Annotated in this window: 15 protein-coding genes; 6 read left to right on the top strand and 9 right to left on the bottom strand. The window is 66.2% G+C overall.

Annotated elements, in window-relative coordinates; genetic code table 11:
• Positions 1–427 precede the first annotated feature (427 nt).
• The 8 genes from QCD75_RS08005 to QCD75_RS07970 form a co-directional block, all read right to left on the bottom strand.
• Positions 428–592 carry an ATP-binding protein gene (locus QCD75_RS08005; RefSeq protein ID WP_274708203.1) on the bottom strand — a complete coding sequence of 55 codons (165 nt, stop codon included), beginning with the start codon at positions 590–592 and terminating at the stop codon, positions 428–430.
• A gap of 600 nt (positions 593–1,192) precedes the next feature.
• Positions 1,193–1,414 carry a hypothetical protein gene (locus tag QCD75_RS08000; protein ID WP_301227390.1) on the bottom strand — a complete coding sequence of 74 codons (222 nt, stop codon included), beginning with the start codon at positions 1,412–1,414 and terminating at the stop codon, positions 1,193–1,195.
• 112 nt (positions 1,415–1,526) lie between these two features.
• Positions 1,527–1,862, bottom strand: coding sequence for a DUF202 domain-containing protein (locus QCD75_RS07995; RefSeq protein WP_301227388.1), 336 nt, complete (start codon positions 1,860–1,862; stop codon positions 1,527–1,529).
• 3 nt (positions 1,863–1,865) lie between these two features.
• Positions 1,866–2,264, bottom strand: a complete 399-nt coding sequence (locus QCD75_RS07990; protein WP_301227386.1) for a YidH family protein — start codon at positions 2,262–2,264, stop codon at positions 1,866–1,868.
• 198 nt (positions 2,265–2,462) lie between these two features.
• The gene (locus QCD75_RS07985) at positions 2,463–3,908 is read right to left on the bottom strand and encodes an MFS transporter (RefSeq protein WP_301227384.1); all 1,446 of its coding nucleotides are present in this window, start codon (positions 3,906–3,908) and stop codon (positions 2,463–2,465) included.
• A gap of 79 nt (positions 3,909–3,987) precedes the next feature.
• On the bottom strand, positions 3,988–5,274 hold the full coding sequence (locus QCD75_RS07980; RefSeq protein ID WP_301227382.1) for an MFS transporter: 1,287 nt from the start codon (positions 5,272–5,274) through the stop codon (positions 3,988–3,990).
• Positions 5,275–5,318: 44 nt separating this feature from the next.
• Positions 5,319–6,245: an MBL fold metallo-hydrolase gene (locus tag QCD75_RS07975; protein ID WP_301227380.1), complete on the bottom strand. Its 927-nt coding sequence runs from the start codon at positions 6,243–6,245 to the stop codon at positions 5,319–5,321.
• Between the two features lie 30 nt (positions 6,246–6,275).
• A complete protein-coding gene (locus tag QCD75_RS07970; protein ID WP_301227378.1) occupies positions 6,276–7,655 on the bottom strand; it encodes an aldehyde dehydrogenase family protein in 1,380 nt (459 codons plus the stop codon).
• A 158-nt stretch (positions 7,656–7,813) separates the two neighbouring features.
• On the opposite strand from QCD75_RS07970, the gene QCD75_RS07965 reads away from it, so the two are divergent.
• The 4 genes from QCD75_RS07965 (at position 7,814) to QCD75_RS07950 (ending at position 12,018) form a co-directional block, all read left to right on the top strand.
• A complete protein-coding gene (locus tag QCD75_RS07965; RefSeq protein WP_301227376.1) occupies positions 7,814–8,614 on the top strand; it encodes an SDR family oxidoreductase in 801 nt (266 codons plus the stop codon).
• 137 nt (positions 8,615–8,751) lie between these two features.
• The gene (locus QCD75_RS07960) at positions 8,752–9,594 is read left to right on the top strand and encodes an IclR family transcriptional regulator (protein ID WP_301227374.1); all 843 of its coding nucleotides are present in this window, start codon (positions 8,752–8,754) and stop codon (positions 9,592–9,594) included.
• 166 nt (positions 9,595–9,760) lie between these two features.
• Entirely contained in the window at positions 9,761–10,726 is a 966-nt protein-coding gene (locus QCD75_RS07955) for a PDR/VanB family oxidoreductase (protein WP_301227372.1), read from the top strand.
• Between the two features lie 92 nt (positions 10,727–10,818).
• Positions 10,819–12,018 (top strand): cytochrome P450, encoded by a 1,200-nt coding sequence (locus tag QCD75_RS07950; RefSeq protein WP_301227371.1) that lies wholly within the window; start codon positions 10,819–10,821, stop codon positions 12,016–12,018.
• A gap of 115 nt (positions 12,019–12,133) precedes the next feature.
• Here QCD75_RS07950 and QCD75_RS07945 read toward each other — a convergent pair whose 3' ends face one another.
• Positions 12,134–12,526 (bottom strand): hypothetical protein, encoded by a 393-nt coding sequence (locus tag QCD75_RS07945; RefSeq protein WP_301227369.1) that lies wholly within the window; start codon positions 12,524–12,526, stop codon positions 12,134–12,136.
• 366 nt (positions 12,527–12,892) lie between these two features.
• On the opposite strand from QCD75_RS07945, the gene QCD75_RS07940 reads away from it, so the two are divergent.
• Positions 12,893–13,693 carry a TIGR04255 family protein gene (locus QCD75_RS07940; protein WP_301227367.1) on the top strand — a complete coding sequence of 267 codons (801 nt, stop codon included), beginning with the start codon at positions 12,893–12,895 and terminating at the stop codon, positions 13,691–13,693.
• Between the two features lie 37 nt (positions 13,694–13,730).
• Positions 13,731–14,591 (top strand): hypothetical protein, encoded by an 861-nt coding sequence (locus QCD75_RS07935; RefSeq protein WP_301227365.1) that lies wholly within the window; start codon positions 13,731–13,733, stop codon positions 14,589–14,591.
• Positions 14,592–14,613: the final 22 nt, after the last annotated feature.

The following is a 14,613-nucleotide window of genomic DNA, read 5'->3' as shown; positions in this document are numbered from 1 at the left end:
CAACTTTAAGTCGGCCATTTCGGCGCTATGCATCAGGCCACGTGGGCTCGGTTTCCTGCCATTGCGGCGGTGGGCCTATTTCATTAGGGCATTTTGACTCTGTAGGACTCCCCGCCGAACTGCAGGAGCCGTCCGTGGTGCACCAACCGGTCGATGACGGCGCGGCCATGTTGTCGTCCCCGAACACGGTTCCCAGCGGGAAAACTCGAGGTTGGTGGTGGTGATGAGTCTGCATTTCTCCTAGCCGTCCGCGATAATCTGGAACAGGAACCTGGCTCCTTCGGAGTCGATCGGCAAATATCCCAGTCCATCGATCAATTGCAATTTTTGGCCAGGGATGCGAGCTCCTTATCCAGCCGGTCCTCGTCCGTGGCTATGCGTAGCATCATGACTAGGGCTGACGTAGTGAAGAAGCGGGCCGGGATGCCTATCGGCATGCGGCTGCCACGAGTGCGGTGGCCACGTGCGTTTTGACGGTGCCGGGGTCCGCGTAGGGGACCAGGTCCTGGGCCCGGGTGATGAAATGCAGGGATTCGAGGGGCCCTACCGGCGCCTTGCCCGAAACGAGGAGCAAGCCGAGCTGGCGGTGCATTCGGTGAGGACTACGTAACCTCCCGCCCGCAGGTTCCCGGGTTCATCCCGCACTTCGGGCGTCGGCCCTACGGTCCCGGGCGGAAGCTCTAGGACCCCGCTGTTGGAACGGCGGCGTGGCTCACAACCCGGCCGCATGGCCCGCTCCGCAGATCTCCCAGGATCAGAAAAAATTGCGGTACCGAATTTTCAGGCGCGGCCGACAGGTTCACGGCGACCGAATTGAAGAACCGGCGTCGGACAGATCCAACGCGAAAAGTGACACTTTAAATGAGACGGGAGACGACCCGCGCGCGATGGAACTTCGATTCGCCGGGTTCAGGTTTACGTAATCGCGGCTATCGGCCAAGTTGAGCCAGACCAACAGTGGAACCGGCGCATAGTTAGGGCAAGTGGTCGCTTGGATTCACTGCTATTCAGGCGGACGCCTGGCTAGCGAAATGGCTATGGTCCGCGGAGTTGCCGGGACCGTCTGCTCGGCTTCAGCGAGGCCCGACGGAGTGGTCCTCGTCGGTTTCTTCGGAGCCTTTGACGGAGAATTAGTTCAGGGCTCTTGCGCGTCTGTTCCTGGATAGCGCGCGGGTACGGGAATCTGATCCCTCTAGAGGTGGCCCCGCGCGGGAGGGCCGTCTTTGAGGTTTTGCCCGCGGGGACCGTTCATCCACGGTCCGGGCTTGCAGCTGTTTCCGGAGATCACGGCCCGCGTGAGCTGGTTCCAGAACGTGGCTGCGCCGTCGACCCAGTCCAAGTCGAGGATACTTCGTGCATTTAGCGTCGTCGCCCATTTCTGCACGAGATCGTGATGGAAGACGAATTCTTCCATCGCTGTGGCGTCGGGCAGGGATAGGGGTGTCAGACCCGGCATTTGTGGAAGGGCCTCAGATGTCTCACGATAATTGTCGCATCCCCGGTCAGAGGCATCATGGTGTGCCAACTTAGATGAGCAAGACGGTGAAGATTCCGAGACCGGCGAGGACGACGAGGCTCGCTGCGGCGGCAGCGGTTGAAGCTATGTCCGGTGTGATGGCATCCTGGTTGATGCCGTGGATGGCGCGGTGGAATCGCCGCTTGCGGGTGAAATTGATACCCAGGGCCGTGACGGCAGAGGCCGCTACGAGGGTGCCGACGAACCAGCCGTGGTGTGGCATCCAGCGAAGGAAGACGGCGGCCGCGACCGCCATGGACAGGGTAGTGCGCCCCCAGGCCATGTCCGTGCGTTCCGGCTGGAGTCCGGGGTCGCCATGGGTTGGCGTGTAACGTCGGGAAGGCACGGATCAGAGGGGACGGGCGAGGACGAAGACCACCATGATGGCGGTGACGAGGGCCGCGCCGATCGCCAGGATGGGGGCAGTCCAAGGTAACGGAAGCGGGACTTTGCGGCGCATGGAGCGCTCGACGTTGAGCCAGCGGAAGAATGAGCCGCCGCCTACGAGGAGTGCGAGCACGAGCAGCAGGACGGCGAGCGTTTTGCGCAGTTCGGGGCCGAAGAGGTCGGCCATGAAGGCTTCCACGGCGACGCCGCCGGCGAGCAATGCCAGCGAGGTGCGGATCCACGCCAGGAACGTGCGTTCATTTGCCAACGTGAACCGGGGGTCGGGTTCGGTGCCGCCACGCAGGATCCGTCCCGAGAAGCCGGTGCGTCCGCCGCCGCTACGGGACTTAAGATCCTCCATGGGTGGTTCCTTCCAGGGTCAGTCGTGTGTTCTTCAGCTCAGGCGATGGTGCGGAGGCCGCAGTTTGCCGGGGAAGATTCTGGTGTATTTGAGGTTCGGGCTGCAATGCGGTCTTCAAGTACATGCCGATTGTCAGGAGCCAGCGGCCGTCGAAGACGGCCGCTGGCTCCTGACGCCTACCTGCCGTCCGGGCTGGGCTCAGGCCCTGGTGACTGCCCCAAGGGAGGCAGGATCCGCTCCGGCGGTCAGGGCGGAGTCAATCGGGGTGGTTGCAGCCGGCGCGGGGACAACGGCTGCGTCAAGGCCAAGCCTGCCGCGGTCGCGCTGCTGGTTGACGAACACCAGGGCCAGGACGCCGAAGGTCAGCATCAGGCCCCCGGCCAGGGCGAATGCCGCGCGGTAACCGTCAGCAGGGGTGGCCGCGCCGCCGATCAGGAAGCCCGAGACTGCCGGCGCGAACACGCCGCCGGTGGTGAGGACAGCGTTGGCGATGGAGAGGTTGGCGCCGCGCTGGCCGATGGTGGTCAGTTCTGCCACCACGAGGTAGGTGATGGCGAAGAGCGCGGGTGCGGTGCCGAAGCCGAAGACCATGAGAACGATGGACAGGACCGGGGAGGTGGTCATGGTTGCCCCCACCAGGCAGGCGCCGGCGAAGGTTCCGGCACTGCCGAGTACCCAGCCGCGGGCCTTGCGTGTGGGGACGCCCTTCAGGTGCAGGCGCTGGGTGAGTGCGCTCAGGCCCACGGTGGCGATGGTGCCCCAGGCGGCGGGCAGGGCGATCATGGTGCCGGCCTGCTGCCCGCTGAAGCCCAGGACGTTCTGGAAGTACGCCGGTCCCCAGGACATGGCCAGGGTGAAGGTCCAGTAGCCGAAGAAGGAGGCCAGGACCGCGAAGATCCAGCTGGGGGAGAGGATGGTGCGCCAGTAGCGGACCTTGGTCTCCACCACCACAGGAGCTTCTTCCGGGGCGATGCCGTCGATGTCCTGCTCTGCCTGCCGGCTGGTGTAGGGGCCTTCCTTGCCCACGATGAACCAGAAGACGGTCCAGACCAGCCCCACGACGGCCAGCACTGCGAAGGCGGTCTGCCAGCCGAACTGCCCGATCACCCAGGCCAGGACGGGGGCGAACGCCACAATGCCCAGCGTCACGCCGGAGGACGCCAGGGCGGCCGGGGTGGCGCCCTTCTTCTCCGGGAACCACTTGTAGATGCCGTGCATCAGCACCGGCGCCAGCGGGCCCTCGCCGGCGCCCAGAAGGAGGCGGCTGGCCCAGAGGGCGGGCAGCGACGCGAACAGCAGGATGGGGGCCTGCGCCAGGGACCACAGCAGGCACAGGACCAGTAGGATCCATTTGCTGGAGACCTTGTTGGCGATGGGTGCTGCCACGATCTGGGCCACGCCGAAGGTCAGGAACATGGCGCTGCCCACCAGGCCGAACTGCTCGGGGGTGATGCCCAGCTGCTTCATCAGCGGCACGGCGGCAATGCCCAGGACTGCCTTGTCCGCCCAGCTGAGCATCATCAGGAAGAGCAGGCTGCATGTGATGAACCAGCCGTAGCGGTTACGTTTAGCCGGGGACCAGGTCCGGGGATCGCGGGAGTTCGCGGAGCCCGGCGCCACGCCGGAAAGTGGAGTTGCAGACACAGTATGCCCAATCGTTGATGAGGGAGCCCTTGCTGGATTGCAGCGGCATTTCCTTGACTCTAGGTGCGTGTGATCGACCTTACATTTTAGCTTTCCGTTGGATGGAAAGCCGCTTTCCCGGGCGCCGTGCACCCCCGGCGGTCACGCCGTCGGCTGCTCCCAGGAACGCCAGCAGGGCCATTCCCAGGACGCTCAACCCGCACGTCAGCCACCAGGCGGTGCCCCAGCCGCCGGTGCGGGTGGCGAGCAGGGCGAACAGCATGGGCCCGAGGAAATTCCCCACGTTGAAGATCTGCTGTGTCAGACCCAGCACCGCCGTGACAGACCCGTCCGCGGGGGCGATGCGCACCGAGTAGCTGGTCACCGCGGCAGGGATGAGGCCGCCGACGGCGGAAAACACGGCGATGAGGACAAACTGGGCAAGGATGCCGTTCTGGATGTTTTCCCAGCCGACGGCGAACGTGGCGACGGACGCGGCGGACATCGCCAGGAAGGTCCAGAAGATGATTTTCCGCTCGGACAGGCCGCGCTGGATGAGCGGGCCTGCGCTGAGTGCTCCGATGGCGTTGACCCCGCCCACGATGGCGCTGAGGATGCCGGGCCACGGGCCGTCCAGGCCCGCTGACCGGTAGATGGACGGCAGGAATCCGAGCACGGCCATCCACTGCGCCGTGTAGCAGGCGAAGACCACCCCGGTGATCCATGGCCTGCGGGTGGCAACCGTGCGGCCCACCCGGCGCAGCGCAGGCCGGAGTCCGGCGTCGGACGGGAGCACGTCCCTGGGCACCAACCGGAGCAGCAGCGGCACCGGGAGCAGCGTGACAACGGCCATCACCAGCCACCACTCGCGCCAGCCGGCGGCCTGCAGGAAGAGGGCACCCGCGGACAGGCCGATCAGCGTGGCCATGCCCTGGAACATGGCCCAGCCCGCCAGCGCAACGTTCAGCCGCCGGGGCGCGGCCACTTTGCGGATGAGGGCAGGGGCGACGACGACGGCCAGCAGGAAGCCGATGCCCTCCAGGGTGCGTGCCGCCATCAGCAGTTCCGTGCTGGGGGCGGCCGCGCCGAGCGCGGAGGCGGCGCTGAGCAGGATCAGTCCGGCGACCAGGAGGCGGCGCAGGCCGGCCATCTCTCCGCCCACGGCGGTGGCCAGGCCACCCACCACGCTGGCCACCTGGATGATGCCCAGCAGCAGCCCGGCCTGTACCAGTGTGGTGCCCAGGTCCGCCTGGATGCCGGCCAGGGCGGCAGGCAGCTTCCAGATATGCATGGCTGCCGCGGTGCCCGCGGCCAGCACGGCAAGCCAGGCCCCGTCCGTCGTGGTCCGTCTGTCATCAAGCGCTGTGGTGGGTGAGGGCAGTGCCAAGAGCTGTCCTTGCTGGAGTGCCCGGGTTCCTTCGGCCGGATTTCTTATGCGGATGCCAGGACCGGGCTGCCGATGCGGAAGCGCTGGCCGCTGGCGGCCACGTCTACGGGGCCGTCAAAGGTGGAGGCGGCACGGCTGCGCCACCACTGCGGCTCGGCGCGGCCGGCCAGGTGGGAGAGCACCAGGCGCCCCACGCCGGCGGCTGCGGCTACGCGGCCGGCGCCCTCGGGCGGGGTGTGCGCGATCCGCTGGTGGTTCAGGAACTCCGGCGCGAAACCCTTGTCCGCGTAGAAGTCGAGGTTTACCGCTTCATGGACCAGGACGTCCGCGCCGCTGGCGAGCACGGCCATGGCATCACATTCGGCGGTGTCGCCGGAGAACACCACCGATCCGGCCTCCGTGTCGAAGCGGAACGCCAGCGCGGGCCGGACGGGCGGGTGCTCCACCAGGATGCCGGTGACCTTGACCCGGTCATCCTCGTAGACGTCAAACGGGTGTGCAGCCTCCGGTGTCCCGTGCGGGGGTGTGGTGAGGTCCAGGGTGTGCAGGAGGGAGGCCAGGTCCGGTCGTGCCTCGTCATGGACGCGGATGTCGATGTCGTAGGAGAAGGCCTCCAGCGCGTGGGACACCAGCTCGCTGGTGCCGGACAGCCGTGCGCCGCCGGCGCGGGTGGCGTCCTTGCCCGGGCCCACCACCGAGACCGGCCCGGTGAAGCCCTCCACCGGGTTGCCCCAGTTCCACAGCAGGAAGCCGGGCAGCTCCACCACATGGTCCGAGTGCAGGTGGGTGATAAAGCCCGCCGCGAAGTCCTTGCCGCGGAGTCCTGCCTCGTGGGCGGCGCGGGAGCAGCCCAGGCCGAAGTCCACCATGTAGAAGGCGTCGCCCACGACCAGTGCGCTGGAGATGCCGTTTTCCGGTCCGCGGATGGCCGGGCCGGCGGCGGTGCCAAGGGTGATCAGTTCGACGCTCACGGGAAGTCCTTCTGCAGGGTTGGTGCGGGATCAGGAGTGGGGGCGGGCATTGATGACGCGGGTTTCCAGAAATTCCTCCAGGCCCCAGCGGCCGCGTTCACGGCCGACGCCGGAGGCCTTCCAGCCGCCGAACGGGGCGTCCGGTTCCACCAGGGTGTGCTGGTTGACCCAGACTGTTCCGGCCTCGATCCGTGAGGCGGTGGCATAGGCACGGTCCCGGTCGGGGCTCCAGACGGATGCGCCCAGACCGAATTCCCCGGCGTTGAGACCGGCGATGGTTGCATCGAGATCGTCGTAGGCGACGATGGGCAGTGCCGCGCCGAACTGTTCCTGCTCCACCAGGTCCATTCCCGGTTCGGCGCCGATCACCACGGTAGGGGAGAGGAAATAGCCGGGCAGGTCGCAGCCGGGGGTGCCGCCGGTGATGATGCGGGCGCCGGCGCCCACGGCGGAGTCAATCAGGCCGTGGACCAGCTTGAGCTGGGATTCGTTGTGCATGGGTCCCATGGTGGTGCCCTCTGCGATGCCGTGGCCCAGCACATGGCGGGATGCCTCAGCGGCGATGGCCTCGGCCAGTTCCGTGCTGCGGCTGCGCGGGACATACACGCGCTTGACCGCCATGCACACCTGGCCGGCGTTGCGGAAGGCGCTGCCCACGATCCCGCGGGCGGTGACGGCGATGTCCGCGTCGTCCAGCACGATGGCAGGATCGTTGCCGCCGAGCTCCATGGTGACGCGCTTGACCGTGGGGGCGGCCTGCTGTGCGATGGAGATGCCCACTTCAGTGGAGCCGGTGAAGGAGATCTTGCGGATGCCGGGGGAGGTGCTCAGCGCAACGTTCACTATCCTCCGCGAACCGGTCCGGGCCTGCAGCACGCCGGCGGGGAGGACCTCGTTGAGCAGGGTGACCAGGGCGAGGGTGGACAACGGCGTGGAGGGGGAGGGCTTGGCGATCACGGTGCAGCCGGCCAGCAGGGCAGGGGCGAGTTTCACGCAGAGCAGGGAGATGGGAAAGTTCCACGGCGTGATGGTGCCGACGATGCCCACCGGCCGGTACTGGACTTCAAGGGTACGGTCGGCGCGGGGTTTCAGATGTTCGGTTTCGTCCCAGGCCAGGTCCGCGTAGTACTCAAAGAGGCCTGCTGCCACGGTGAACTCGCCGGCGGCATCTGCCTTGGGCTTGCCCTGCTCCCGGGAGAGCAGGGTGGCCAGGGCATCGAGGTCGCGGCGGATCAGGGCAGCGGCGGCACGCAGGGCGCTGCGGCGTGCTTCGCGGTCCGCGGCCCAGCCTGGTGCGGCGGCGTGGGCGGCCGCAACCGCCAGCTCAACATCGTGCTCCGTGTTTTCCGGAGCGTGTCCCACGAGTTCGAGCGTCGCCGGGTCCAGGATCTCGTAATGGGCTGCCGTCATGGTCTGTCCTTTCGGCCGGGAGGGAATACTTATCCCAGTGTCTTGGCACCCGTCACAATCCGCCCGGACCTTTCCATCCAACGGAAAGCCCGTCGTGATGGGCGGAGCAGACTTGCCACTATGGAGTGAAGCACATCACGCACCAATGAGGAGTCCCCATGTCCCAAGAGCAGCTGCCCATCGTCCTCACCGGGGTTTCCTCCGGCATCGGCGCCCGGACGGCGCAGATCCTCTCCGGACGCGGGGTGCCGCTGATCGGCATCGACCGCAACGCTCCCACGCAGTTCAGCGGCACCTTCGTGCAGGCGGACCTTTCCAGCCAGGCCGGTATCGACGCCGCCGCAGCGGCAGTCTCCGCCGCCGCTCCGCACGGCATCGCGGGCCTGGCCAACATCGCCGGCGTCCCCGGCACCGCACCCTGGCGGACGGTGCTCTCCGTCAACGTCTTCGGGGTCCGCGGACTGGTCAGGGCTTTGGCCCCGCTGCTCGGCGAGGGGACCGCCGTCGTGAACCTGGCCTCCAGCGTTGCCGTGCAGTGGCGTGATGTGAAGGACCGGTGCTCCGCTTTCGCACTCGCCCAGGACCAGGCTGCCGCGCTGGATGCTGTTGCCGGCGACGGCGGCATCACCGGCGAGTCCTACCTCTTCTCCAAGCAGTGCGTCCGGCTCCTCACCGAACACCTTGCCGCCGAACTGCTTCCGCAGCGCATCCGCGTCAACAGCGTCAGCCCGGGACCCGTAGCCACGCCCATTCTGGAGGACTTCAAGAAGGACCACGGACGCGACAAGGTCGAGGGCGCAGGCGCCCTGCTGGGCCGCTTCGGCGACCCGGACGACATCGCCCCCGTCATCGACTTCCTGCTCCGCCCCGAGTCGGCGTGGGTGAACGGCTCGGACATCCGGGTGGATGGCGGCCTGGGTGCCTACCGAGGCTCGGCCCTCGCTTCCGTGGCCAGCTGAGCACCCCCTTAAACGCACGACACCGGGACCTCATCTTCCGCACAGTAGGAGGCACCGGCGCCGGGCCTTAAAATTGCACAAACGGGACGGCGTCAACGGCCGCGGTCCTCAAATGTTCAGCTCAGAAGGGGTGATGCATGGCAAACGCTGCCCCGAACGGACCCACCGTCCGCCGGCCGGCGTCGACGGTGCGGCCCCGGACGCTTCCGGCTGCCGACGGCGGTGCTGCCGCCCGGCACGCAGCGAGCGTGACGTCCCGCGCACTGGCCCTGCTGGGCACCTTCGATTCCGAACACTCCGTCCAGAGCCTCAGCGCCATGGCCCGCCGTGCCAACCTTCCGGTGGCCACCGCGCACCGGCTTGCCGGCGAACTGGTGGCCTGGGGCGGCCTGGAAAAGCTCCACGGCGAATACCGGGTGGGGCAGCGGATCTGGCGCCTTGGCCTGCTGGCCCCCGCGCAGCAGAACATTGCCGAGGTGGCTGCCCCCTTCATGCAGGACGTCCTCTTCGTCACGCACAACGTGGTGAACCTGTTCATCCTGGACGGGGAGGAGGTCCTGCTGGTGGAGCGGATGTCCGGCACCGGCGCGGGCCAGCCGTTCCGGCGGGTGGGCGCGCGCCTGCCGCTCCACGCCAGCGCCGCGGGCAAGATCATGCTGGCCTACGGGGCCAAGGACCTGTTTTCCGCCGCTGCCCGGCGGCTGGAGCCGCACACGCCGCGGACCATCACCAGTCCGGCGGTGCTGGCCGCCGAGATCGAGCGGGTCCGGAACTCCGGTTACGCCACCACTGAGGAAGAAGCGGGGCCGGACAACTACGGCCTGGCCGTCCCGGTCTTCCTGCCCAACAACCAGCTGGTGGCGGCGCTGGGCATCGTCACCAGGGGCCGTCCCGTTCCGGTGGGCAGCGTGGTTCCGGTGCTCAACATCGCCGCGCGGGGGATCGCCCGGCGGCTGGGTGTGGAGCATTTGCCGCGGTAGTACCGGTTCCGCCGCTTTTCGCCCGGCGAGTCTTTTCCGTTGGATGGAAACGTGCCCGCCTGATGTGTTGTGGAACACCTAACCTCAAGTAAGACGATATTGAGGCCGGATCTCCGGCCGGGGCCTGCCTGGCAGGCGAGCCTTTCCAAAGGAAGTGAAGACCCTGATGACTGCATCTGCAGGAGCCACCATCGACGCCGTCGTCGACCAGGTGGATATTGTGGCGGACCAGGTGGTCTCCCTGGTCCTGCGGCGCGTGGACGGCCAGCCGTTCCAGCCCTGGCAGGCCGGCGCGCACATCGACGTCCATGTGGGCGATGGCCTGGTACGCCAGTACTCGCTGTGTTCCTCCCCGGAGGAACTGGACCGCCTGCGGATCGGCGTGCTGCATGTGCCCGATTCCCGCGGCGGATCAAAGGCGGTCCACGCCCTGCTGGCCGGCACGCCGCTCACCATCTCCGGGCCGCGCAACAACTTCCCTCTGCGCGAGTCGCGCCGCTACCTTTTCATCGCCGGCGGCATCGGCATCACCCCGCTGATCCCGATGCTTGAGGCGGCCGAGGCTGCCGGCAAGGAATGGACGCTGATCTACGGCGGCCGGAGCCGGAAAACGATGGCTTTCGCCCGGCAGCTGGAGGACCGGTACGGCGCGGACCGTGTCCACATCATGGCCGAGGACGAGGTTGGCCGGCTGGACCTTGACCAGATCCTCGGCATGCCCCGGGCACACATGCTGGTGTACGCCTGCGGGCCCGGCGGGCTCCTCGGCGCCGTGGAAGAACGCTGCATGGGCTGGCCCCCCGGTGCCCTGCACACCGAACGTTTCGTCGCATCGACGCTGGGTGCCGCCGCCGCCAACGCGCCCTTCGAGGTGGAGCTGGCACGCACCGGGACCACGGTGACCGTGCCGAACGACAAGACGATCCTCGAAGCCGTGGAAGAGGTGGGCGTGCGCGTCCTGTCCTCCTGCCGCGGCGGGTTGTGCGGCACCTGCGAAACCCAGATCATCTCCGGCGAGCCCGAGCACCGCGACGCCGTCCTGACCGAGGAAGACCGCGAAGCCGGCGAGATCATGCTGGTCTGCGTCTCCCGCGCCGCTGCCGGCTGCCCGCGCCTCGTCCTGGATCTTTAGCCCCGTCCCTTACCCCCGGCTCCAGCCCAATCCTTCCGTCCCGCCGCTGGCCGGTCCGCCCCAGCCAAGTTTCGTTCCCAGGAGCATTTCCAATGACTGTTACCACCCATGAAGCCAATGTGTTGGGCGAGGACCCCTTCGACACCGCGAACCTCCTCGACCCGTACCCCTTCCTGGGGCGGCTCCGCGATGCCGGCGCCGTCTCCTACCTGGAGAGCACCGGCAGCTACGCCGTGGCCGGCTACCAGGAGGTCTACGAGGTCCTCACCGACTTCGAAACCTACATCTCCTCCGGCGGTCTTGGCCCCCGGGACATCCGGAAAGACTCGGGCTGGCGCCCGCCCAGCATCCTCGAATCGGACCCGCCCATCCACACCGTGATGCGCCGCGCACTGACCGGCGTCATCAACCCCGGTACCGTCCGCGCCCTCCGGGAGCCGTTCACACCGCCGGCTGTGGAACTGACGGAGCAGTTGGCGCGCCGCGAACGTTTCGACGCCATCACGGACCTCGCCGAGAAATACCCCCTGCGTGTCTTCCCGGACGCGGTAGGGATTCCCGACGTCGGCCGTGAACACCTGCTGCCGTACGGCAACATGGTGTTCAACGCATTCGGCCCGGAGAACTACATCTTCAAGCAGGCCTTCGCCCAGGGTGACGAGCACGCCGCCGCGGTCATGCGCAACTGCCAGCGCGAGAACCTGGACGACACCGGCTTCGGCGCCCAGATCTGGGAACGCGTGAAGGACGGCCTGATCACTGAGCAGCAGGCCACCCTGCTGGTCCGGGCTCTGCTGTCCGCGGGCGTGGACACCACCATTTTCGGCATCGGCAACATGCTCTCGGTGCTGGCCCGCTACCCGGAAGCCTGGGCCAAATTGCGGAAGAACCCGAAGATGTCCAAGTTCGCCGTGGACGAGGCGCTCCGCCTGGAATCGCCGTTCCAGAAGTTCCACCGGACCGTAGCCGTAGACACGGTCCTGGGCGGCGTGCACCTGCCCGCCGGCGCGAAGGTGCTGGTGTTCCTCGGAGCCGCGAACCGGGACCCGCGCAAATGGGGCGACAACGCCGACGAGTTCGACCTCGACCGCAACGCCTCCGGCCACGTCGCCTTCGGGATGGGCCTGCACCAGTGCGTGGGGCAGCCGATCGCCCGGCTCGAAATGGAAATCGTGCTGCAACAACTGCTACAGCGGGTGGCCGCCATCGAACCCGACGGCGCCCCGGTGCCGATCCTGCACAACGTGCTCCGCGGGTTCGAGTCCCTGCCGGTGCGGATCACTGCGGCGTAGGCGGCCGTCGGGGGCCCATGCCCAGCCGCTCCAAAGCCCAAGGGTCCGGGCGGAATCCGACACGGCCGACTCTTCCCGCGGCCTCGTCCGCGGTCAGTTGTGCAGGAGCCGCCGGTCAGCTCGCCTCCGCGAAAGCGCGGGCGGCGGCCAGGACCAGCGGGCCCGCGTCGTCCAGCTGACCTTCGCGGAGCAGTCGGGCAGGGGGGACATCATCAAGCTGCGGATTCATCCCCTGGAACCAGGCCTGCACGACGGCCCGGGAATCACCCTCGGCCAGCAGGGCAGCCACGTGGTACGCCGTGCGGAGCCTCTGAATCACGTCGGCGGAGGGTTTGCGCTCTGCATCGGCCCACTGCCGGACGGCGCGGGTTTCCTTCACGGAGCCGATGTGGGCGACGAGCTTTGCGCCGAGCAGATCTCTCAAGTCACGAACCAGGTCAGCGTCGGAAAGCCGGATGGAGTCCTGGTGGGCTTTCAGCCCGCCGCGGGCGACTGTCACTGCTGTCACGCTTGATGGTCGCATGCAAACCCGGGCCGGATCAAGGCCTAAACCCCCTATCAGATCACATTCTGAGTCACCGATAATGGATCTTATGTCGTGTTGTCAGTATGATAGGACAATTCATCGACTGATTCACCGTGCACAGGCTTACTCGCAACTCCACGTTCCAGAGCTTAACGAGGAGATGAGTAGCAGCCGTCTTGAAGGCCCCCCCCATAGGACTCGCTTTCGCGGTGGGGCGGTTGGCGAGCGGGAAATGACGGCCCAGCTGTTCGTGGGTTCGATGGGGTCGAGCAGGGTACTGAGGCAATTCCTCAAAAACGAACTTGCTCACAACTTGCCCAGCAGTTACTCAAAGGCTTACACTCGACCGTGGACAAGAACAAGAAGGATCTCGCGACCATAGTGGAACTTCCGGAGCCATCGACAGAGACGTTAGGGGCTTCACCTCTGGAATTAGTCGTCTTTCAAGGACGACACGAAGGACGCCCCGCGGTGAGTGACCCCGCCATCGCGCTTCGAATTCAGAATGACATTCGACACGACTATCCGACTCTTGAGCAGGCATCCGCGGCCGAGATGGTGGTCGAGGCTGGACCGTCAGGGTTTCAGACTTCCGGCGGCGAGGTGCGCCCCGGGTGGCGCTTGCGCTCGAAGGACCACCAGTGGACCGTCATCCTCATGCCCGATTTTTTTGCGCTCGAGTCCACAGGTTATACGACATGGACCGAGTTCAATTCGCGTCTTGAGGACCTCGTCGAAGTCATCCACTCGGCATATCAGCCGGCGCTCATCCAGCGGATCGGCCTTCGATATATAGACCGCATCGTCTATCGGCAGGCTTCCAAGCCTGGCCACTGGGTTGATCTCCTGGAGCCAAGCCTGCTGGGGCTGGCTGCCAACCCCGACCTCATGGAATCCGTCATCGGTGCGCAGACTTTTTCGCACCTGGACCTCGGCGACGCCCAGGTCGTTCTGCGAAGCAGTTGTACGCCTGATCCTGCCGCGGCAAACGGATACGCTACGGTCTTGGACACGGATTGCTTTGACGGGCGTGCCCGAGCCTTCGACGTCCTGGATATCAAGCAAACGGCTCAAAAACTTCATCGTCGAGCCCTACAGGTGTTCCAGGCCGTGGTGAAACCGGAATTGCTTGAATCTCTAAAGAGTTAGCGTCAGTTTATGCAGTCACGAGAAAAATGGGGACAAGATGGCTGATCTAAGTGGCTCTACGTTAGACAGATACGCAGCCGGTGGCACGTACTATAGCGCCGCTGACATCACGCCGTTCTACAAGGATCCGGGTGTTAATTTTCTCGGCGAATATCCGCCCGCAAATTGGACGCGGGCATGGACTGGAATGACCATAGCAGCGGCGGCCTTGAGCCTAGCCGTCGTTCCGTCTACTCCCGTCTTTGCAGCACCTGAGGTGGGACGCCCGACCGAAACGAGAGTTGTCAAAACGGGGGCGGACTATTTGCCGACGTTGATTGCCTCCGGCACGTCGGCCCTTACAAGAGTGGAAACCCCGGGGATAGAGAGCACCTCAAGGGCTCGGAACTCTGAATCGATTGAATCAGTGCGTGCCGAGCGGGACCGGCGCGTGGCTGCCGCCTCGGTATCCGCTGTGGATGACCTTGGCGAGTGGCTGCAACTCACCGATACCCAGGTTGCTCAGCTATGCAATATTTCTAGGAGAACGCTCGGCAATTGGCGAAATGCAGGAGGAGCCTATGGCGCTTCTTCGCGGCATCTGCTTGCCGTGCATGCCTTCGTATCCCAGCTTGTCGCCGCCCAAGGCGTGGAGAGGACGCGCCTGTGGCTCGCCATGAGCTCGGATGAGGGCACTGACCGCCTCGCGCGACTATCTCAAGGCGCCGATGGGCTCCGGAATGTTCTCACCTTGGCCGAGCCGCTACTGTTCCCAGCCTCGGCGCCGGCGAAAAAGCTCGTCGACGACGATGACCTGGACGCGTACGGCGAGCCACCATTTGATGCCAGCACGCAGAAGGCACATCAAAGCCCGGCAGCTGGATTTGTAGCACGGCCGGTCCGACCTAGAAACACCTGAGCTGACGTCCGGCTGAATTGCC

Origin of the sequence: Arthrobacter sp. PsM3 (assembly GCF_030433895.1) — a bacterium.
Classification (GTDB): Bacteria; Actinomycetota; Actinomycetes; order Actinomycetales; family Micrococcaceae; genus Arthrobacter.
This window is presented reverse-complemented; position numbering and strand designations above follow the sequence as displayed.